General features: G+C 52.9%; 16 protein-coding genes. 6 read left to right on the forward strand and 10 right to left on the reverse strand.

The annotated features are described in order from the left end of the window. The first annotated feature begins 3 nt into the window (after positions 1–3). Positions 4–1,020, forward strand: a complete 1,017-nt coding sequence (gene rtcA / locus HEN33_RS04310) for an RNA 3'-terminal phosphate cyclase (protein WP_105288277.1) — start codon at positions 4–6, stop codon at positions 1,018–1,020. Positions 1,021–1,062: 42 nt separating this feature from the next. Here rtcA and malT read toward each other — a convergent pair whose 3' ends face one another. Next, positions 1,063–3,768 carry an HTH-type transcriptional regulator MalT gene (gene malT / locus HEN33_RS04315; RefSeq protein ID WP_176262951.1) on the reverse strand — a complete coding sequence of 902 codons (2,706 nt, stop codon included), beginning with the start codon at positions 3,766–3,768 and terminating at the stop codon, positions 1,063–1,065. A 624-nt stretch (positions 3,769–4,392) separates the two neighbouring features. Between malT and malP the strand changes: the two genes are divergently transcribed. Both malP and malQ read left to right on the forward strand, forming a co-directional pair. After that, entirely contained in the window at positions 4,393–6,786 is a 2,394-nt protein-coding gene (gene malP / locus HEN33_RS04320) for a maltodextrin phosphorylase (RefSeq protein ID WP_000081880.1), read from the forward strand. Between the two features lie 9 nt (positions 6,787–6,795). Then, positions 6,796–8,880, forward strand: a complete 2,085-nt coding sequence (gene malQ, locus HEN33_RS04325) for a 4-alpha-glucanotransferase (protein ID WP_176262950.1) — start codon at positions 6,796–6,798, stop codon at positions 8,878–8,880. A gap of 44 nt (positions 8,881–8,924) precedes the next feature. Here the strand turns inward: malQ and gntT are convergent, their stop codons facing one another. The 3 genes from gntT to gntX form a co-directional block, all read right to left on the reverse strand. Then, positions 8,925–10,241, reverse strand: a complete 1,317-nt coding sequence (gene gntT / locus HEN33_RS04330; protein WP_001131758.1) for a gluconate transporter — start codon at positions 10,239–10,241, stop codon at positions 8,925–8,927. A 351-nt stretch (positions 10,242–10,592) separates the two neighbouring features. Then, entirely contained in the window at positions 10,593–11,168 is a 576-nt protein-coding gene (gene nfuA, locus HEN33_RS04335; protein ID WP_000619389.1) for a Fe-S biogenesis protein NfuA, read from the reverse strand. A 58-nt stretch (positions 11,169–11,226) separates the two neighbouring features. After that, a complete protein-coding gene (gene gntX, locus HEN33_RS04340) occupies positions 11,227–11,910 on the reverse strand; it encodes a DNA utilization protein GntX (protein ID WP_001355000.1) in 684 nt (227 codons plus the stop codon). Between the two features lie 37 nt (positions 11,911–11,947). Here gntX and bioH point away from each other — a divergent pair, with 37 nt between their 5' ends. Next, positions 11,948–12,718 carry a pimeloyl-ACP methyl ester esterase BioH gene (bioH, locus tag HEN33_RS04345; RefSeq protein ID WP_001060062.1) on the forward strand — a complete coding sequence of 257 codons (771 nt, stop codon included), beginning with the start codon at positions 11,948–11,950 and terminating at the stop codon, positions 12,716–12,718. 28 nt (positions 12,719–12,746) lie between these two features. Here the strand turns inward: bioH and rpnA are convergent, their stop codons facing one another. The 6 genes from rpnA to greB form a co-directional block, all read right to left on the reverse strand. Beyond that, positions 12,747–13,625, reverse strand: a complete 879-nt coding sequence (gene rpnA, locus HEN33_RS04350; protein WP_069913701.1) for a recombination-promoting nuclease RpnA — start codon at positions 13,623–13,625, stop codon at positions 12,747–12,749. A gap of 201 nt (positions 13,626–13,826) precedes the next feature. Further along, positions 13,827–14,063, reverse strand: coding sequence for a [Fe-S]-dependent transcriptional repressor FeoC (feoC, locus tag HEN33_RS04355; RefSeq protein ID WP_000157586.1), 237 nt, complete (start codon positions 14,061–14,063; stop codon positions 13,827–13,829). A 10-nt stretch (positions 14,064–14,073) separates the two neighbouring features. After that, positions 14,074–16,395 (reverse strand): Fe(2+) transporter permease subunit FeoB, encoded by a 2,322-nt coding sequence (gene feoB, locus HEN33_RS04360; RefSeq protein ID WP_000737014.1) that lies wholly within the window; start codon positions 16,393–16,395, stop codon positions 14,074–14,076. 16 nt (positions 16,396–16,411) lie between these two features. After that, complete coding sequence (gene feoA / locus HEN33_RS04365; protein WP_001200455.1) at positions 16,412–16,639, reverse strand: ferrous iron transporter A; 228 nt, start codon at positions 16,637–16,639, stop codon at positions 16,412–16,414. A gap of 456 nt (positions 16,640–17,095) precedes the next feature. Next, on the reverse strand, positions 17,096–19,417 hold the full coding sequence (locus HEN33_RS04370; protein WP_105288280.1) for a Tex family protein: 2,322 nt from the start codon (positions 19,415–19,417) through the stop codon (positions 17,096–17,098). Positions 19,418–19,513: 96 nt separating this feature from the next. Then, complete coding sequence (gene greB / locus HEN33_RS04375; protein WP_000856744.1) at positions 19,514–19,990, reverse strand: transcription elongation factor GreB; 477 nt, start codon at positions 19,988–19,990, stop codon at positions 19,514–19,516. Between the two features lie 227 nt (positions 19,991–20,217). On the opposite strand from greB, the gene ompR reads away from it, so the two are divergent. Both ompR and envZ read left to right on the forward strand, forming a co-directional pair. Beyond that, entirely contained in the window at positions 20,218–20,937 is a 720-nt protein-coding gene (ompR, locus tag HEN33_RS04380; RefSeq protein WP_001157751.1) for an osmolarity response regulator transcription factor OmpR, read from the forward strand. Beyond that, positions 20,934–22,286, forward strand: coding sequence for a two-component system sensor histidine kinase EnvZ (envZ, locus tag HEN33_RS04385; protein ID WP_001253705.1), 1,353 nt, complete (start codon positions 20,934–20,936; stop codon positions 22,284–22,286). The genes ompR and envZ overlap by 4 nt, the downstream gene beginning before the upstream one ends. Positions 22,287–22,342 lie beyond the last annotated feature (56 nt).

Here is a 22,342-nt window from a genome sequence, read left to right on the forward strand (position 1 = left end):
ATGATGAAAAGGATGATTGCGCTGGATGGCGCACAGGGCGAAGGCGGCGGGCAGATCCTGCGCTCGGCGCTGAGTCTGTCGATGATAACCGGCCAGCCATTTACCATCACCGGCATTCGCGCCGGGCGGGCGAAACCGGGGCTGTTGCGCCAGCATCTGACGGCTGTAAAGGCGGCGACGGAAATTTGCGGAGCAACGGTGGAGGGCGCGGAGCTGGGGTCGCAGCGTCTGGTCTTCCGGCCCGGTACCGTGCGCGGTGGCGACTACCGCTTTGCTATTGGTAGCGCCGGAAGTTGCACGCTGGTACTACAAACGGTACTGCCCGCGCTGTGGTTTGCCGATGGTCCTTCTCGTGTTGAAGTGAGCGGAGGTACCGATAACCCGTCGGCCCCGCCTGCAGATTTTATCCGCCGGGTGCTGGAGCCGCTGCTGGCAAAAATAGGAATTCATCAGCAAACCACGCTGTTACGTCACGGTTTTTATCCTGCCGGAGGCGGCGTGGTGGCGACGGAAGTCTCGCCCGTGGCATCGTTTAACACCTTGCAACTTGGCGAGCGCGGGAACATTGTGCAGATACGTGGAGAGGTGCTACTGGCTGGTGTGCCACGCCATGTCGCTGAGCGTGAAATCGCTACGATGGCGGGTAGTTTTTCCCTGCATGAGCAGAATATTCATAACCTGCCGCGCGACCAGGGGCCGGGTAATACCGTCTCGCTGGAAGTTGAAAGTGAAAATATCACTGAACGCTTTTTTGTCGTCGGTGAAAAGCGCGTCAGTGCCGAAGTGGTGGCTGCGCAGTTAGTGCAAGAGGTGAAACGTTACCTGGCGAGCCCGGCGGCGGTGGGGGAATATCTCGCCGACCAGTTGGTGCTACCGATGGCGCTGGCGGGCGCGGGAGAATTTACGGTCGCCCATCCCTCATGCCATCTGCTGACCAATATCGCGGTGGTGGAGCGTTTCTTGCCAGTGCGGTTTAGTCTGGTGGAGGCGGATGGCGTAACGCGGGTGAGCATTGAATGATATAAAGATGTAAGCCGGATCCGACGTATTATCCGGCTAAACTCACACCCCATATCCCATCATCTTCAGCAGTTTCTGCGCGTGTTGTACCGCGGCCTGACGGTGGGCGACACCGAGTTTTTGGTACAGATTGCGGATATGCGTTTTGATGGTGGTTGCCGCCACTTCCAGCTCGCCTGCAATTTGTTCATTGCTGTAACCGGAGTAAATCAGCCCCAAAACCTGCCATTCGCGTTGGGTCAGCGGGCTGGTACGGATCAATTCTGGTACTTCCGGATGATTTAGCAGACGTTCAACGAAATTCTCATCAAAATGGGCGAATTTATGCCGATGATGTTGATTTATTTCCCGCAGAATACGCTGTGCACGATGCTGTTCCAGCTCAGGCAACGTATTGAGTTGAATCAGTTGGCGTAACTGTTGCGCCATCGCTTCGCCTTCGATGACAAAGTGACTGATAAATCCGGTGCGATTCGCCAGTTTTAATGCCTCCAGCAACACGCGCTGGGCATCATTTTTGCGACCGGCCTGCCAGTATAGTTGATTAAGCAGCAACAGGTTACGGTTGAGATCGCTCATTAACCGCAGACTGCGGGCGTTTTCATTGAGTTCTTCAAGAACAATTTCTGCCGGTTCAAACTCGCCCAGCAATATTTGTGCACGGGCGATGTTGCGCCATTGACCTTGCAGGAAGTGGTTATTCGCAAACTCCGGTTTGGCTGTGTGACGCAACCAGTTGGCGGCGGCAGCTTTGTCGCCGGTCATTTGCCAGTAAATGACCCGGACTTTGTTGGCGTTAGAGATCCAGTCGCTGTGATATTTGCCATTTCCCAGCAGGTTTTCCAGACGATTCAGTTGGCTACGGGCGTTATCCAAATCACCTCGGGCCAGCGAGCATTGAATCAACATTGCCAGGCACTGGAGCTGTTGCTGTGGCTGATAAGACGACAAAACTTCAATCCCGCTGCGTGCCGATGCTTCGGCTTCGTCCAGCCGTGCCCAGGCCCATAACAGTTGTGCTCGGATACGTACCAGAAATTCATGCATTGGCAGCTGTTCCAGATGCTGCTCGTTGATCAGCTGGAATGCTTTTTCCTGCGTTTCCCACGCGGTTTGCAGGAAACCCTGAGCAAACAGAATTTCGCTTTGCTGGATTAAACTCCACAAAGCGTAGTGCCAGACATCGTGCTGGCGTTCCATCTGTTCGGTTTGCTGCATTAACGCCAGTGAGCGGGTCAGTTCCCCTTTGCAGTGCAATACTTCACCCAACACCGAAGTTGCTACAATGCGGCTGTAGAACCAGCCGGGAGGCAGTTCTTCCAGTGCCAGTTTTGCCAGCCGTTCAGCTTCATCCGGGTTACCATCGTTAATCGCCACCTGGGCGCGCAGAGCATTAAATTCTGCGTGCATGGTGCCTTCTCTGATGTCTTTGATTTCATGTTCAGCACGAGCCAGCAGGGTGTTTACTTCGCCGTAGCGATGCTGGCTTTGCATCAGCCACGCTTGTAATAACACCAACTGCGGATTTTCCAGCAAACTCTCCCATGGCAGGGCTTTAAGTGACTCTTCAAGTAGCGAAAGTTCGCTGTGGTTGAACAAACTCCAGGCGTGATTAAGCAGAATATCGCGCAGCATCAGCGCATCGCCTGCCGCCAGCGCATGATGAATCGCTTCGCTGGGGAATCCCTGGGCCATCCAGCTTTCTGCGGCGGCACTGTGGATTTTCGGCAGCTCAGCCGCCAGTTCCCACTGGCAGCGCTGGCGCAGGAAGTTGCCAAACAGCGGGTGATAGCAGAACCACTCGCCGCTATCATCCATCCGCTGCAAAAACAGCCCCTGACGCTCAATCTCTTCGAGGCGCATTTGCCCGTTTTCTTCGCCGGTCACACGAGTGATGAGTGCATCGTTCATTGAGCGCAAAATGGCGCTTTTCAACAGAAAATGGCGCGTTGCGAGATCGACGTTGTTCAAAACCTCATCGACCAGATAATCCGAAAGATGACTGGCATTGATTCCCGCCAGGCGACGTGCCGACTTATGGGCTGAGTGGGTATTCTGCCGGGCGGAGAGGGCAATTAACTGTAGCGCAGTCGCCCAACCGGAAACGTCATCGCAAATCCGACTGCTTTCTGCGGCTTCAATCGGCGATGACAGGCGGCAATCAAAAAACTGCTTCGCTTCCTGGTGGGTAAACGCCAGTTGCTGACTGCCAATTTCCAGCAGTTGGTCGCGAACACGCAGATTGGCAATGCCCAGTTGCGGAAGATTGCGTGACAGCACCACCAGGGTGAGATTTTCTGGTTGATGGCGAATAAAGAAGCGCATTGACTCGTGGATCACCGGATTAGTGATCAGATGGTAGTCATCGATGACCAGATAAAGTGGGCTATGCCATTCCGCCAGCTCAATGAAAAGCTGGGCAAAGAGTGACGTCAGGCTGGCATATTGCCGTTTTTGCGCCATCGTCTCACAAATCGCACAGTGACCGTTGGTTGCCTGTTGCACGGCGGCAATGAAATAGCTGGCGAAACGCTCTTGCTGGTTATCGCCCTCATCCAGCGAGTACCAGCCCAAATCGTTTTTGCCTGCCGCCCATTGAGAAATGAGTGTGGTTTTTCCGTAGCCCGCAGGACTCGTGATCAGCGCCAGCCGGAAGTTGTTCGCGCCGGAAAGTTTAGCCAGCAGGCGCTCACGAACCACGGTATGGTCGAGTCGAACCGGACGACTTAATTTTGACGGAATCAGCATAGTTAATCACTTCACTGTGGAAAATGAGGAAATATTATTTTTTTTTGCGCTTCGTAATTAATGGTTATAAGGTCGGCCAGAAACCCTTCTAATGCAAGCGATGACGTTTTTTTATGTGTCTGAATTTGCACTGTGTCACAATTCCAAATGTTTATTAACAACTCACCTAATAACGACGCTGATGCAGCGTGAATACTGGGTTTTACGGTATTTTCCTCATGTTCATCAGTTTCATTTAAGCAAGGGAGTCTTCTCAATTCCTGATGAAAGAGCCATCTAAAAAGAGGATCTTAATAAACCTATTAAGAATGAGATGGAGCAAACTGGATGTTTTACTTATGAAACTGTTTCACTCCTTTACTTAATTTATAGAGTTACCTTCCGCCTTTTGAAAATACACAACGGCCATTTTTTGCACTTAGATACAGATTTTCTGCGCTGTATGGCATTGATTTGCTGCTAATCCTGTGGATTGCACTAGGTTTAAGTGGTCGAGATCACATTTCCTTGCTCATCCCCGCAACTCCTCCCTGCCTAATCCCCCGCAGGATGAGGAAGGTCAACATCGAGCCTGGCAAACTAGCGATAACGTTGTGTTGAAAATCTAAGAAAAGTGGAACTCCTATGTCACAACCTATTTTTAACGATAAGCAATTTCAGGAAGCGCTTTCACGTCAGTGGCAGCGTTATGGCTTAAATTCTGCGGCTGAAATGACCCCTCGCCAGTGGTGGCTGGCAGTGAGTGAAGCCCTGGCGGAAATGCTACGTGCCCAGCCATTCGCTAAACCGGTGGCCAATCAGCGACATGTTAACTACATCTCAATGGAGTTTTTGATTGGTCGCCTGACGGGCAACAACCTGTTGAATCTCGGCTGGTATCAGGATGTACAGGATTCGTTGAAGGCTTATGACATCAACCTGACTGACCTGCTGGAAGAAGAGATCGACCCGGCGCTGGGTAACGGTGGTCTGGGACGTCTGGCTGCGTGCTTCCTCGACTCAATGGCAACTGTCGGTCAGTCTGCGACGGGTTATGGTCTTAACTATCAATATGGCTTGTTCCGCCAGTCTTTTGTCGATGGCAAACAGGTTGAAGCGCCGGATGACTGGCATCGCGGTAACTACCCGTGGTTCCGCCACAACGAAGCACTGGATGTGCAGGTAGGAATTGGCGGTAAAGTGACGAAAGACGGACGCTGGGAGCCGGAATTTACCATTACCGGTCAAGCGTGGGATCTTCCCGTTGTCGGTTATCGTAATGGCGTGGCGCAGCCGCTGCGTCTGTGGCAGGCGACGCATGCGCATCCGTTTGATCTGACAAAATTTAACGACGGTGATTTCCTGCGTGCCGAACAACAGGGCATCAACGCGGAAAAACTGACCAAAGTTCTCTATCCAAACGACAACCATACTGCCGGTAAAAAGCTGCGCCTGATGCAGCAATACTTCCAGTGTGCTTGTTCGGTAGCGGATATTCTGCGTCGCCATCATTTGGCGGGGCGTAAACTGCACGAGCTGGCAGATTACGAAGTTATTCAACTGAACGATACCCACCCGACTATTGCCATTCCAGAGCTGCTGCGCGTGCTGATTGATGAGCATCAGATGAGCTGGGATGACGCCTGGGCCATCACCAGCAAAACTTTTGCTTACACCAACCATACCCTGATGCCAGAAGCGCTGGAACGCTGGGATGTGAAGCTAGTGAAAGGCTTACTGCCGCGCCACATGCAGATTATTAACGAAATCAATACTCGCTTTAAAACTCTGGTGGAGAAAACCTGGCCGGGCGATGACAAAGTGTGGGCCAAACTGGCGGTGGTGCACGACAAACAGGTGCATATGGCGAACCTGTGTGTAGTTGGCGGTTTCGCGGTGAACGGTGTAGCGGCGCTGCATTCAGATCTGGTGGTGAAAGATCTGTTCCCGGAATATCACCAGCTGTGGCCGAACAAATTCCATAACGTCACCAATGGTATTACCCCTCGTCGCTGGATCAAACAGTGCAACCCGGCACTTGCGGCTCTGTTGGATAAATCACTGGAAAAAGAGTGGGCTAACGATCTCGATCAACTGATCAATCTGGAAAAATTCGCTGATGATGCGAAATTCCGCCAGCAATATCGCGAGATCAAGCAGGCGAATAAAGTCCGTCTGGCGGAGTTTGTGAAAGTTCGTACCGGTATTGAAATCAATCCTCAGGCGATTTTCGATATTCAGATCAAACGACTGCACGAGTACAAACGCCAACACCTGAATTTGCTGCATATTCTGGCGTTGTATAAAGAAATTCGTGAAAACCCGCAGGCTGACCGCGTACCGCGCGTCTTCCTCTTCGGCGCGAAAGCCGCACCGGGCTACTACCTGGCGAAGAATATTATCTTTGCGATCAACAAAGTGGCTGATGTGATCAACAACGATCCACAGGTTGGCGATAAGTTGAAGGTGGTGTTCCTGCCGGATTATTGCGTTTCGGCGGCGGAAAAACTGATCCCGGCGGCGGATATCTCCGAACAAATTTCGACTGCAGGTAAAGAAGCTTCCGGTACCGGCAATATGAAACTGGCGCTCAATGGTGCGCTTACTGTCGGTACGCTGGATGGTGCTAACGTCGAAATCGCCGAAAAAGTTGGTGAAGAAAATATCTTTATTTTTGGTCATACCGTGGAACAAGTGAAGGCAATTCTGGCCAAAGGCTACGACCCGGTGAAATGGCGGAAGAAAGATAAGGTGCTGGATGCAGTATTGAAAGAGCTGGAAAGCGGTAAATACAGCGACGGCGATAAGCATGCCTTCGACCAGATGCTGCACAGTATCGGCAAACAGGGCGGCGATCCGTATCTGGTAATGGCGGATTTCGCAGCCTATGTAGAGGCACAAAAGCAGGTGGATGTGCTGTACCGCGACCAGGAGGCCTGGACTCGCGCGGCGATCCTCAATACCGCCCGCTGCGGTATGTTTAGCTCGGATCGCTCTATTCGCGATTATCAGGCTCGTATCTGGCAGGCAAAACGCTAAGGAAGCTCGATGGAAAGCAAACGTCTGGATAATGCCGCGCTGGCGGCGGGGATCAGCCCCAATTACATCAATGCCCACGGTAAACCGCAGTCGATTAGCGCCGAAACCAAACGGCGTTTGCTTGACGCGATGCATCAACGTATCGCCACGAAAGTGGCGGTAACGCCAGTCCCGAATGTCATGGTCTATACCAGCGGCAAAAAAATGCCGATGGCGGTGGAGGGCAGCGGCGAATATAGCTGGCTGCTGACCACCGAAGAAGGAACGCAGTACAAAGGCCATGTAACGGGGGGCAAAGCGTTCAATTTACCGACGAAGTTGCCGGAAGGTTATCACACGTTGACACTCACCCAGGACGACCAGCGCGCGCATTGTCGGGTGATTGTCGCCCCGAAACGCTGTTACGAACCGCAGGCGTTGCTGAATAAACAAAAGCTGTGGGGCGCCTGCGTCCAGCTTTATACGCTGCGATCGGAAAAAAACTGGGGTATTGGGGATTTTGGCGATCTCAAAGTGATGCTGGTGGATGTGGCAAAACGTGGCGGGGCTTTCATCGGTCTGAACCCGATTCATGCGCTCTATCCGGCAAATCCGGAAAGTGCCAGTCCGTATAGCCCGTCTTCTCGTCGCTGGCTAAATGTGGTTTATATCGACGTTAACGCCGTCGAAGATTTCCATCTTAGCGAAGAGGCTCAGACCTGGTGGCAGTTACCGACCACGCAACAGACGCTGCAACAGGCACGGGATGCCGACTGGGTCGATTACTCCACCGTCACTGCGCTGAAAATGACAGCATTGCGGATGGCGTGGAAAGGTTTTGCGCAACGTGATGATGAGCAGATGGCCGCGTTTCGCCAGTTTGTTGCAGAGCAGGGCGACAGCCTGTTCTGGCAGGCGGCGTTTGACGCGTTACATGCCCAGCAAGTGAAAGAAGACGAAATGCGCTGGGGCTGGCCTGCATGGCCAAAGATGTATCAGAGCGTGGATTCACCAGAAGTGCGTCAGTTCTGCGAAGAACATCGTGATGACGTCGATTTTTATCTCTGGTTGCAGTGGCTGGCTTACAGCCAGTTTGCCGCCTGCTGGGAGATAAGCCAGGGCCATGAAATGCCGATTGGCTTGTACCGTGATCTGGCGGTTGGCGTAGCAGAGGGTGGAGCAGAAACCTGGTGCGACCGGGAGTTGTATTGCCTGAAAGCGTCGGTGGGCGCACCGCCGGATATCCTCGGCCCGCTGGGGCAGAACTGGGGATTGCCGCCGATGGATCCGCATATCATCACCGCGCGTGCCTATGAACCGTTTATCGAGCTGTTGCGTGCCAATATGCAAAACTGCGGCGCGTTGCGAATTGACCATGTGATGTCGATGCTGCGTTTGTGGTGGATACCGTATGGCGAGACGGCAGATCAGGGCGCGTATGTTCACTATCCGGTAGATGATCTGCTCTCGATTCTGGCACTCGAAAGTAAGCGCCATCGCTGCATGGTGATTGGTGAAGACCTCGGCACTGTACCGGTAGAGATTGTCGGTAAACTGCGCAGCAGCGGTGTGTACTCCTACAAAGTGCTCTATTTCGAAAGCGACCACGAGAAGACATTCCGCGCGCCGAAAGCGTATCCGGAGCAGTCGATGGCGGTTGCGGCGACACACGACCTGCCTACACTGCGTGGCTACTGGGAGAGCGGGGATTTAACACTGGGCAAAACGCTGGGGCTGTACCCGGATGAAGACGTGCTGCAAGGTTTGTATGAAGATCGCGAACTGGCGAAGCAAGGGCTGCTGGATGCGCTGCATAAATATGGCTGTCTGCCAAAACGTGCCGGGCATAAGGCATCGTTGATGTCGATGACGCCGACGCTGAATCGTGGTTTGCAACGTTATATCGCTGACAGCAACAGCGCCCTGTTAGGGCTACAGCCAGAAGACTGGCTGGATATGGCGGACCCGGTGAATATCCCCGGCACCAGTTACCAGTATAAAAACTGGCGACGTAAGCTTTCTGCAACGCTTGAGACGATGTTTGCCGATGATGGCGTGAACAAGTTGATTAAGGATCTGGACAAGCGGCGCAGGGCGGTAGGGAAGAAGAAATAGAGTGCGATTGATGCCGGATGCGATGCATCCGGCAGTCAGTGTTATCAAATCACCATATTCAGCAGCAGACAGCCTACCAGACCGCACACCGAGATAATGGTTTCCAGCATCGACCAGGACTTGATGGTCTCGCCGATAGTCAGGTTAAAGTACTCTTTGAACAGCCAGAAGCCCGGATCGTTCACGTGAGAGAAAATCACACTACCGGAACCAACCGCAATAACCATCAGTTCCGGGCTAACGCCTGTCGTTGCAATCAGTGGTGCCGCGATACCCCCCGCAGTGATTGCCGCAACGGTTGCGGAACCCAGCGCGATACGCAGTACGGCAGCAATCGACCAGGCCATCAGCAGCGGAGAAATGTTGGTTTCGTGCATCATGGAAGCAATGTATTTGTCTACGCCGCTGTCTACCAGCACCTGCTTGAACGCACCGCCACCACCGATGATCAACAGCATCATCGCGATGATTTTGATGGAAGAAACCAGCGTGTCGTTAATCTGATCCATTGAACGACCACGGTTCAGACCAAAGGTGAACATCGCAATCAGCACGGCAATCAGCGTTGCCATTACCGGGTCACCGAGGAACTCCGCCACCGGCAGGAAAGCGTGACCTTTCGGCAGGATCATTTCGGCAATTGCACGCATCGCCATCAGCACAACCGGCACCAGAGAAGTCCAGACGCTGACGCCAAAGCTTGGCATCTCTTCTTCGCTGAAGGTTTTCGCGCTGTACAGACCTTCCGGGATTGGCTTATCGATACCTTTCAGCACGCGAGCGTAAACCGGACCCGCGAGAATAACGGTCGGGATTGCCAGAATAGTCCCGTACAGCAGGGTTTTACCCATATCGGCATTGAAAATGGTGGCAATCGCAGTTGGGCCCGGATGTGGCGGCAGGAAGCCGTGGGTCACAGACAGCGCAGCCGCCATTGGTACACCAACATACAGCAGCGGAATATTCGCGGAAGCCGCGATGGTAAACACCAGCGGCAGCATTAGCACGAAGCCCACTTCATAGAACAGGGCAAAACCGACAGTAAAACCGGTTAACACTACCGCCCATTGGATGTGTTTTTTACCAAATTTGGCAATCAGCGTGGTGGCGATACGTTGTGCACCACCGCAGTCTGCCAGCATTTTGCCCAGCATCGCGCCAAAACCCATGATCAGGGCAAGGCTACCGAGCGTCCCGCCGACACCAGCTTTGATGGAGCCAATAACTTTATCCAGCGGCATTCCCTGCATTAATCCAACAGCAAGCGCCACGAGGACGAGAGCGATGAATCCGTTCATTTTGAAGCGGATCATCAGGAGCAACAACAAGATTACACCGATAGCAACAATGACTAATGGCATGATTTACCTGGCCTTTCATTTGTTATGGGTAACGTCAATTTTCTGACGACAAACTCTAATTATCCCAATCGGGAACAGAGATATTGCGGCACCACGACTGATACCCACTAAAACTAATTATTGTAGTCAGATGTCAGGAGTATGTTTGGTACCCGCGTGAATGATACGGGTAACATCTGGCGTTTGAGAATCACCAGAGCGGGGTAAATTTAAATTATGAGAGGTTGGTCATATTATCGCGGGGAAACGTAGGGACTGGATTTGCCGAGGCAATGTAGCGCCAACGCCTGGCAGACGGCCCGATAAGACGCTTTAGCGTCGCATCGGGCAATCTATAAAAGAGAGGATAACTTAGTAGTAAGAGTGTTCGCCGCGCTGGTGTTCGGTGAGATCGCGTACACCTTTCAGCTCCGGGAATTCGTTCAGCAGCTGCTTTTCGATCCCTTCTTTCAGCGTCACATCGACCATTGAACAACCGTTACAACCGCCGCCAAATTGCAGAATGGCGTAACCGTCTTCGGTGATTTCCATCAGCGAAACGCGACCACCGTGACCGGCAAGCTGTGGGTTGATCTGCGACTGCAGCATATACTCCACGCGCTCCATCAGCGGCGCATCGTCAGCTACTTTGCGCATTTTGGCGTTTGGGGCTTTCAGCGTCAGCTGAGAACCCAACTGGTCAGTAACAAAGTCGATCTCTGCATCTTCCAGGTAAGGCGCGCTTAACTCATCAACATACGCGGTCAGCAGGTCAAATTTCAGGGCAGTGTCGGTGGCTTCCACAGCGTCCGGCGGACAATAAGAAACACCACATTCAGCGTTAGGCGTGCCAGGGTTAATCACAAATACGCGGATTTGTGTCCCTTCTTCCTGATTTGCCAGCAGTTTGGCAAAGTGCGCTTGTGCAGCATCGGAAATACGGATCATAGTAATGGCCTAATAGTTGACTATTTTAGTTGGTTATAATACGCCCATCATCGAGGCTCTACAAGGTTCGACAAAGGCACCAGACCTGGACAGTCGCCGCACCATTGCGTAAAAGCAACTGCGCAATCTCTGCGACGGTACTTCCGGTGGTAACGACATCATCCACTATCACCATATGGCGACCTTGCACAGGCAATTCAAGGCGAAAGGCATTTTTCAGGTTGCGTTTGCGCAGCCGGGCGCTAAGAAAATGCTGGGTCGCAGTGGCCCGTGTACGTGTGACGGCTTCGCTATCCCATTGGCAGTGCAACCAGCGTGATAACGGCTGACACAGCAAATCGCTCTGATTAAATCCCCGACGCCAGTGACGCCGCTGCCATAACGGCACGCTGATGATGCGGTCCGGCAATTGCAAACCGGTGGCGCGACGAGCGTGTAAGACTTCCAATAGTAACAGACGTGACAGGGCGCTGGCGATTTCGCAACGCCGGGAAAACTTAAGCTGGTGGATGAGCGGACTTAACGGCGGTGCATAGTCGGCAACCGTGACCAGTCTTTGCCACGGCGGTGGTTTTTGCAGGCAGCGACCACAGGGAAGATGGGAGTGTGTTGCGGGTAATCCACATTGTGGGCATAACGTTTTATCTGTACGGGTGGCGCGAGAGCATACCGAACAAATCCCCCAATGACCTAACGCCAGGGGCATTCGGCATAGCCAGCATAATCCCGGTACTGTTAGCATATGTTCATCCTTGTAAGTAAAAAGAGAACAATAGCGGATGAATAACATCTGGTGGCAGACCAAAGGTCAGGGGAATGTTCATCTTGTGCTGCTGCACGGATGGGGACTGAATGCCGAAGTGTGGCGTTGCATTGATGAGGAACTTAGCTCGCATTTTACGCTGCATCTCGTTGATCTGCCCGGCTTCGGGCGCAGCCAGGGATTTGGTGCGATGTCACTTGCTGATATGGCTGAAGTCGTGCTGCGACAAGCGCCGGACAAAGCTATCTGGTTAGGCTGGAGTTTGGGCGGACTGGTGGCAAGCCAGATTGCGTTAACCCATCCCGAGCGGGTTCAGGCGCTGGTCACCGTGGCGTCGTCGCCATGTTTTAGTGCTCGTGACGATTGGCCGGGGATCAAACCGGACGTGCTGGCAGGTTTCCAGCAGCAACTCAGTGAAGATTTTCAGCGCACGGTAGAACGGTTCCTTGCGTTACAAACCATGGGTACAGAAACGGCACGCCAGGATGCGCGAGCGCTGAAGAAAACCGTTCTGGCGCTGCCGATGCCGAAGGTTGACGTGCTCAATGGTGGGCTGGAAATACTGAAAACGGTCGATCTCCGCCAGCCGCTGCAAAACGTGTCCATGCCGTTTTTGCGATTGTATGGCTATCTCGATGGTCTGGTGCCGCGCAAAGTGGTGCCGATGCTGGATAAACTCTGGCCACACAGCGAGTCGTACATCTTCGCCAAAGCGGCCCATGCGCCGTTTATTTCTCATCCGGACGAGTTTTGTCACCTGCTGGTGGCGTTGAAGCAGAGGGTGTAGACAGCTGTTGAAATGGCGAGACAGAACTTTACTGGCTCGCCGCAGCCAACTCCTCTTCTGACACCCCGGTAAAACGCATGATGTCCGCAAGAGGGACTCCGGATTCAAGCATTATTTTTGCTATATGCAAGGCTTTGGATTGTTCCCCCTCTTGCCGCAATCTTTCCGCAATAGTCATTAAACTCTCCTTGTGTTTCGGTGAACGTTCGGCCACACCATCGATAAAATCATTAAAACGTACTGCATCGCCAGTTTGCAGTATGTAATTAAACAGCCCTTTGATTTGTCTGTCATTAGCGTATCCACTACTTAATAAGCAGGCCATTTGCTCTACCAGTCCCATCAGATCGCGTTGACGAATATGTTTTTGAATTAACTCCAGCAGCGCCATGCGTCGGTGCTGCATGATTTCATCATCAGGCATGACAGTGACATCAATCAGCGGGAATGCAGAGGCATAAAGCTGTCTGGCCAGTTTGGGATCGGCGAAACAATCCAGCCAACACAGTGAATAGGGATATGGGCTTTCAATGCCGTGGTAAAACAACAATGGCACCACCATCGGCAACGTTTTGTATCCGGCATCCAGGTGATTTTGCATTGCGGCAATGGCGTAACGCATCATGCGAAATGCGATCAGTTTGTTTGAGGTGCTTTGATGTTCAATCAGACAATAGATATATCCCGGTCCTTGTTCCGTTTTCACCGACCACAGCACGTCGGAATAGCTTTCACGCAGATCGTCATCAATAAAGCTGCTCGACTCCAGCTTGAGGGTTTTCATATCACAGAGCGCGTGAATAGGTGCCGGTAAATGGAACGCAAGAAAATCGCGTGCCGTGTCCGGTTGGCGTAAAAAGAGTTTGAACAGCGCATCGTGTGGGGTGGAACTCTGCTTTTTGCTCATGGCGTTCCTTCACCTGTTGTTTGAATGCCGCGACTCTACGCGCCACTCCACACCTGTGCATTAGCGAGTTTTCATCCCTGCGAGACGCTTTCAGAGGAACTTACGTTGTACTGCAAGAGTTGCATTATTATGGAAAGCCGCACGCAAAAAAGCCCGGTTGCAAACGCATACCGGGCTTTCAAAACAGGCAGTAAAACAAGGTTAACGTAACGCCCACCACTCACGCAGACAGGCTTTGCCTTCCGGGCAGCTTTTACAACTGCCAGAGAGGCAGCCGTCAGGTTCTTCCTGAATCCGCACGGCTTTGCCCATACTTTCCAGCTGTTGCAGCATGGCGTTAATCATGGGTTGCGGAGTGTTCAATGTCTGGCTTATCTGGGCCGCTTCCATACGGCCCCGTAATGCCAGCAAATCACGCACCTGAATGAGCGAAGCCATTGCTGTATCCTTAGTGGCAATCGCCAGTGGTGCTGGCTGCACAGCAACTGCTTACCGATTTGCGTGTTGCCAGCAGTTCGATATCGACCCGGCTACGCGCGCGACGCAGCAAACCGATAACCACGATGTTAAACAGGATAACCGCCAGAATGCATACCAGGCTGTAGGTTGGATGCTGGCTGTAGCTGGCGACCTGGTAGAACAATGTTGCCAACGAGTAAGCGATATTTAGCCCCCACAGGATGGAGAAGCCCATCCAGCCACGGCTGGATTCACGCGCGATAGCACCCATCACCGAGATACACGGTACATACAGCAGAACGAAAATCAGGTAGCTGTAAGCAGCTGCTGCGCTTCCAAATTTCTGATCCATCACGCCCATCGCTCCGGTACCCATTTCACCGTCGCCTTTGCTCGCTTCAATGGGGTTCATCAGTACGCTAAGACTGAAGGTGTCTTTCAGGCTCTGCCAGGTTTCATCTACCGCGCTGAATAGCTCTTCACCGAGGTTAAATTCCGCCGGATTGAACTCTTCGTCCTGAATATTTTCTGCGGTGTAGAGGGTGTTGAGCGTACCCACCACCACTTCTTTCGCCATTGCGCCTGTAAACAGGCCAACAGTTGCCTGCCAGTTATCTTCATGTACGCCAATCGGCTTGAAGACCGGGGTGATCACCCGGCTGACGGAAGCCAGCGCCGAGTCGTTGATGTTATCGACGATTTTCCCGCTCAGAGAGAAGCTGTTGAAAGCGCTCAGGAAAATGCTGACGATGATAATCACTTTACCAGCACGCAGAACGAAACCTTTCAGACGCTGCCAGGTCTGGATAATCAGGCTTTTAACGTGTGGTACATGGTAGACCGGTAGCTCCATGACAAACGGCGTCGCTTCACCGCGCATGATGGTGTACTTGAGCATCAGGCCAGTCAGCACCGCCATCACAATACCGAGCATATACAGCGAGAAGACCGCCAGCGCACCGTTCTGCCCGAAGAAGGCAGCCGCGAATACGGCGAAGATAGCCAGACGCGCGCCGCAGGACATAAACGGTGCCATCATGATGGTCATCAGACGTTCACGCGGTGCATCAAGCGTACGTGCGCCCATTACCGACGGTACGTTACAACCGAAACCAACGATCAGCGGTACAAAGGATTTCCCGGGCAAGCCCAGCGCCTGCATCAGACGGTCCATCACAAACGCCGCACGCGCCATATAGCCGGAGTCCTCGAGGAAGGAGAGGAACAGGTACATCATGCCGATCTGTGGCACCAGTGGCAGAACGGTGTTAATACCGCCACCCAAGCCCTGGGCGAGGAAGATAGTCAGCCAGTCCGGGAAGTGGAGCGTGTAGCCAATCCACTGAATACCATGCACAAATAGCGCCACGGAGCCGACGTCAAACAACGGCTGTAACGCCCCGCCGATGTTGATAGCTAGCAGGAACATCAGGTACATCACAAAGAGGAAAATCGGCAGACCGAGGAAACGGTTGAGCACGATTTTATCTACCGCAGTGGTGAAACGGCTGGGTTCTGCCGTCAGGGTGTTGCTTACCACATCACAGATGGCAGCAATGCACTGGTAACGCGCATCGGCAATGTGCAGCGCCGGATCGTCCATCTCATTACGCAGACGGGCGAGGGCGGCATCAAGATGCTGCGACGCTTCACCGGCGTAGGCGCGGCTGTAGATATCGCCTTCCAGCATTTGCAGGCCCAGCCAGCGACGTTGTTTCAGCGGGATGTCGGAAGGCATCACTTTTGCCAGTGAATCTGCTTCGTTGAGCAGCGGCTGTGCGTAATGCACCAGTTCCACATTCTCGTTAGCTTTATAGCGATCAATCGCCAGCTTGAGCGCTTCAATACCGCGACCACGAGTTGAAACCAGCGGGATCACCGGGCAGCCAAGACGCGCCGACAGAGCATCAATTTCAATGCGAATATTTTGCTTCTCGGCAATGTCTAGCATGTTCAGCGCCACGATGCAGGGAATGCCGAGTTCCAGCAGTTGTAGCGTCAGGTACAGGTTACGCTCAAGGTTAGACGCATCCACCACGTTAATCAGCAGGTCAGCGTCGCCACTCAAAATGTAGTGACAGGCGATTTGCTCATCGAGCGAGGTCTGCGATGAGATGGTGGTCAGAGAATAGGTGCCGGGCAGGTCCACCAGCGTGACCTGATGATCGGTGGTGGAGAATTGCCCTTCTTTACGTTCGACGGTAACGCCAGCCCAGTTACCTACACGCTGACGTGCGCCAGTGAGCTGGTTAAATAAGGTTGTCTTGCCAGAATTTGGATTACCAATTAAGCCAATGGTTAATTTTTTCATTGTTGTTATCACCGTATTAACAGGAAACCGCTTCCACTTCTAATAAGGCCAGATCTTTTTTGCGTAATACCAGGCTCACTCGACGGGTTTCGATATGAATGGGGTCGCCAAGTGGAGCGACGCGCACCACATTAAAAGAGGAGCCAGGTAACATGCCAAGAGAAAGCAGTTTTTGGCGATATGCCGGGCTGATTTCACGGGAAAAGCCAGTGATTTTCCACGCAGTATCTGGAGTGTATTGCATAGGTGCCTACTTGTTTCTCATTAACTGGATAACTACCTCATGGGGCGTTTGACAGCGACATGAGACCAGATGATTTGCCAACGAAGGAGAGATTAAATAATCAACAACACAATGATAATGAGAATGGTTTCTATCAGCAATACTTAAAATGTGTGCGAATGTTGGTTTAGATAATAATCTGCGTGAATGTTGATGTGGCTCAAGGTTATATCGCAGCGAAAATATAATTCGAATGGCGAATTATCAGGGCGGGTTAATGTTTAATTAAGGTTTCAGTTGTTAATGAAGTGATAAATATTGACGAAATATAGTGTGAGTTTGGTTGTGGAATAAAAATGCCGGAGATATTCTCCGGCATTTTTATGTCAGGCATGGCGTTTATTGCCAGATGCGGCGTGAACGCCTGATCTGGCCTACGATCTTGTGCAAATTCGAACCGTAGGCCAATCAGGAGGTTTAACGTTTTTTGCCCATTGCCGCCGCCAGCGCATCCATCATCGCGCTGTTACCGGCAGGCTGCGCTTCACGACCGCGTGGTTTGGCTGCCGGGCGGTTGTTTTGCGGACGTTCATTACCGCCGCCGCGACGGGCGTTGGTTTCGCCAGGCTGCTCGTCCAGACGCATAGTCAGGGCGATACGTTTACGCTGAAGATCCACTTCCAGCACTTTCACCTTCACAATGTCGCCCGCTTTCACCACGGTATGCGGATCTTCCACAAACTTGTTCGACAATGAAGAGATGTGAACCAGGCCGTCCTGATGCACGCCAATATCGACAAACGCGCCAAAGTTGGTGACGTTGGTCACCGCACCTTCGAGGATCATACCCGGTTGCAGGTCGTTCATTGTCTCGACGCCATCGGCAAACTGAGCGGTTTTAAATTCCGGACGCGGATCGCGACCCGGTTTTTCCAGCTCTTTGATGATGTCAGTTACTGTCGGCACACCGAATTTCTCATCAGTAAAGTCAGACGCTTTCAGGTTACGCAGTTCGCTGCTGTTACCCATCAGATCTTTCAGTGCCTGCTGTGTTGCTGCCAGAATGCGTTCCACCACCGGATAGGCTTCCGGGTGAACAGTAGAGGCGTCCAGCGGGTTGTCACCGTGGTTAATGCGCAAGAAACCTGCGCACTGCTCGAAGGCTTTCGGCCCCACACGGCTCACTTTCAGCAGTTGCTGACGGTTCTGGAACTGACCGTTCTCATCGCGCCAGGCCACGATGTTTTGCGCCATCATGCGCGTCAGGCCCGCCACGCGGGTTAACAGCGGAACGGAAGCGGTGTTGAGATCGACGCCAACGGCGTTTACGCAGTCTTCTACTACTGCATCCAGTTTGCGGGCCAGTTGCGTCTGGCTGACATCATGCTGATACTGACCTACGCCGATAGATTTCGGATCGATTTTCACCAGCTCCGCCAGCGGATCCTGCAAACGGCGGGCGATAGACACTGCGCCACGCAGCGAAACATCGAGATCCGGGAACTCCTGCGCCGCCAGTTCGGAAGCCGAGTAAACCGACGCGCCTGCTTCGCTGACGATCACTTTCTGTGCGGTCACTTTCGGAAACTGCTTCTGAACGTCGAGATAGAAACGCTCGGTTTCGCGGGAAGCCGTACCGTTACCGATTGCCACCAGTTCAACGTTATGTTTTTCACACAAGGCAGCAACGGTCATCGCTGCTTTTGCGGCTTGTCCGGTGTGCGGATAAATGGTGTCGGTGGCCACCAGTTTACCCGTCGCATCGACTACCGCCACTTTTACCCCAGTACGCAGACCCGGATCGAGGCCCATCGTTGCACGCAGTCCGGCAGGAGCCGCCATCAGAAGATCGTGCAGGTTACGGGCAAAGACGTTGATTGCTTCATCTTCCGCGCGTTCGCGCACGGTACCCATCAGTTCGGTTTCCAGGTGCATCAGCACCTTGATGCGCCAGGTCCAGCTCACCACGCCTTTGCGCCAGCTATCCGCCGGGGCATTGTTCAGGCGCAGACCGAGGTGATCCATGATGATTTGCTCGCAATAGCTCTCTTTTGGCGGTTCGTCGAACTGCGGATCGGCATTTAGCGAAAGCTGGAGTACGCCTTCGTTACGCCCACGGAACATCGCCAGCGCGCGGTGAGAAGGCACCGTTGACAGCGGTTCGTGATGATCGAAATAGTCGCGGAATTTCGCCCCTTCCTCTTCTTTACCGTTCACCACCGTAGAAACCAAATGCGCGTTCTTCCACAGATAATCACGCACTTTCGCCAGCAGCGCGGCATCTTCGGCAAACCGTTCCATCAGGATATAGCGCGCGCCGTCCAGCGCGGCTTTGGTATCTGCTACGCCTTTATCGGCATCAACATATTGTGCAGCGGCGACTTCTGGCGTGTGCGACGGATCGTTCCACAGCAGGTCGGCCAACGGCTCAAGCCCTGCTTCAATAGCAATTTGCCCGCGGGTGCGGCGTTTAGGTTTGTAGGGCAGGTAGAGGTCTTCGAGTTCGGTTTTACTTAAGGTGGCGTTGATAGCATTCGCCAGTTCGTCGGTGAGTTTACCTTGCTCGGAAATGGACTTGAGGATTGCCTGACGTCTCTCTTCCAGCTCGCGCAGATAGCTCAGACGCGTTTCCAGATTACGCAACTGCGTGTCATCCAGACCGCCGGTGATTTCCTTACGATAACGTGCGATAAACGGCACGGTATTCCCTTCGTCAAGCAGGCGAACGGCAGCGTCAACCTGTTCCGGGCGCGCCTGAATTTCACCCGCAATAATGCGGCAGAACGAATCATTCATCATGGTTTGAGTTCATCTTTTCGGATCAAAAATCAGGGGATAGTTATACGGACTGGCTGGCAAAAATGCCAGCCATCGGCAGGAGGTTAAGACTCTTCCTTACGGTTTCACGTACTCGATAGCATTAACATACCAGCTCGCTTCCCCGGCAGGGGTATTGACCACCGCCAGATCGCCCACCTCTTTTTTCAGCAATGCGCGGGCCATTGGGGAATCGATAGAGATGTAATCTTTACGGCCAAAAATTTCATCGTAGCCGACAATACGAAAACGGTGAGTCACGCCATCGTCGTTTTCAATCTCCACCCATGCGCCAAAAAAGACTTTGCCTTCCTGTTGCGGGGAGTAATCGACGATTTTGAGATTTTCCATGCATTTAGTGAGATAGCGCACGCGACGGTCGATTTCACGCAGACGCTTTTTATTATACTGATAGTCAGCATTTTCGCTGCGGTCGCCCAGACTTGCAGCCCAGGTCACTTTTTTTGTGACCTCCGGGCGCTCTTCACGCCAGAGATAATTTAGCTCTTGTTTGAGTTTTTCATACCCTTCCCGGGTAACCAGGGGCGTTTTCATCTCGTTGATTCCCTTTGTCTGTTTGATAATGCGCACATTGGGTATAACGTGATCATATCAACAGAATCAATAATGTTTCGCCGAATAAATTGTATACTTAAGCTGCTGTTTAATATGCTTTGTAACAATTTAGGCTGAAATTCATACCAGATTTAGCTGGTGACGAACGTAAGCTTTTTTAAGAATACACGCTTACAAATTGTTGCGAACCTTTGGGAGTACAAAGAATGCAAGAGAACTACAAGATTCTGGTGGTCGATGACGACATGCGCCTGCGTGCGCTGCTGGAACGTTATCTCACCGAACAAGGCTTCCAGGTTCGAAGCGTCGCTAATGCAGAACAGATGGATCGCCTGCTGACTCGTGAATCTTTCCATCTTATGGTACTGGATTTGATGTTACCTGGTGAAGATGGCTTGTCGATTTGCCGACGTCTTCGTAGCCAGAGCAACCCGATGCCGATCATTATGGTGACGGCGAAAGGGGAAGAAGTGGATCGTATTGTTGGCCTGGAGATTGGTGCTGACGACTACATTCCAAAACCGTTTAACCCGCGTGAACTGCTGGCCCGTATCCGTGCGGTACTGCGTCGTCAGGCCAACGAACTGCCGGGCGCGCCGTCACAGGAAGAGGCGGTAATTGCTTTCGGTAAGTTCAAACTTAACCTCGGGACGCGTGAAATGTTCCGCGAAGATGAGCCGATGCCGCTCACCAGCGGTGAGTTTGCGGTACTGAAGGCACTGGTCAGCCATCCGCGTGAGCCGCTCTCCCGCGATAAGCTGATGAACCTTGCCCGTGGCCGTGAATATTCCGCAATGGAACGTTCCATCGACGTGCAGATCTCGCGTCTGCGCCGCATGGTGGAAGAAGATCCGGCGCATCCGCGTTACATTCAGACCGTTTGGGGTCTGGGCTACGTTTTCGTGCCGGACGGTTCTAAAGCATGAGGCGATTGCGCTTCTCGCCACGAAGTTCATTTGCCCGTACGTTATTGCTCATCGTCACCTTGCTGTTCGTCAGCCTGGTGACGACTTATCTGGTGGTGCTGAACTTCGCGATTTTGCCGAGCCTCCAGCAGTTTAATAAAGTCCTCGCGTACGAAGTGCGTATGTTGATGACCGACAAACTGCAACTGGAGGACGGCACGCAGTTGGTTGTGCCTCCCGCTTTCCGTCGGGAGATCTACCGTGAGCTGGGGATCTCTCTCTATTCCAACGAAGCTGCCGAAGAGGCAGGCCTGCGTTGGGCACAACACTATGAATTCTTAAGCCATCAGATGGCGCAGCAACTGGGCGGCCCGACGGAAGTACGCGTTGAGGTCAACAAAAGTTCGCCTGTCGTCTGGCTGAAAACCTGGCTGTCGCCCAATATTTGGGTACGCGTGCCGCTGACCGAAATTCATCAGGGCGATTTCTCCCCGCTGTTCCGCTATACGTTGGCGATTATGCTATTGGCGATAGGCGGGGCGTGGCTGTTTATTCGTATTCAGAACCGACCGTTGGTCGATCTCGAACACGCTGCCTTGCAGGTGGGTAAGGGGATTATTCCGCCGCCGCTGCGTGAGTATGGCGCTTCGGAGGTGCGTTCCGTTACCCGCGCCTTTAACCATATGGCGGCTGGTGTTAAGCAACTGGCGGATGACCGCACGTTGCTGATGGCAGGGGTAAGCCACGACTTGCGCACGCCGCTGACACGTATTCGTCTGGCGACCGAGATGATGAGCGAGCAGGATGGCTACCTGGCAGAATCGATCAATAAAGATATCGAAGAGTGCAATGCCATCATTGAACAGTTTATCGACTACCTGCGCACCGGGCAGGAGATGCCGATGGAAATGGCGGATCTCAACGCAGTGCTCGGTGAGGTGATAGCTGCCGAAAGTGGCTATGAGCGGGAAATTGAAACTGCGCTTTACCCCGGCAGCATTGAAGTGAAAATGCACCCGCTGTCGATCAAACGTGCAGTGGCGAATATGGTGGTGAACGCTGCTCGTTACGGCAACGGCTGGATTAAAGTCAGCAGCGGCACGGAGCCGAATCGCGCCTGGTTCCAGGTAGAAGACGACGGTCCGGGAATTGCGCCGGAACAGCGTAAGCACCTGTTCCAGCCGTTTGTCCGCGGCGACAGTGCGCGCACCATTAGCGGCACTGGGCTAGGCCTGGCGATTGTGCAGCGTATCGTGGATAACCATAACGGCATGCTGGAGCTTGGCACCAGCGAACGGGGTGGGCTTTCCATTCGCGCCTGGCTGCCAATGCCGGTAACGCGGGCGCAGGGCACGACAAAAGAAGGGTAAATAAAACAGGAGGCGAAGGTGCCTCCCGCTTTATTTTGTGCACTCAGTATCTACTG

Origin of the sequence: Escherichia sp. 94.0001 (assembly GCF_013369155.2) — a bacterium.
In the GTDB taxonomy this organism is placed as follows: domain Bacteria; phylum Pseudomonadota; class Gammaproteobacteria; order Enterobacterales; family Enterobacteriaceae; genus Escherichia; species Escherichia coli_F.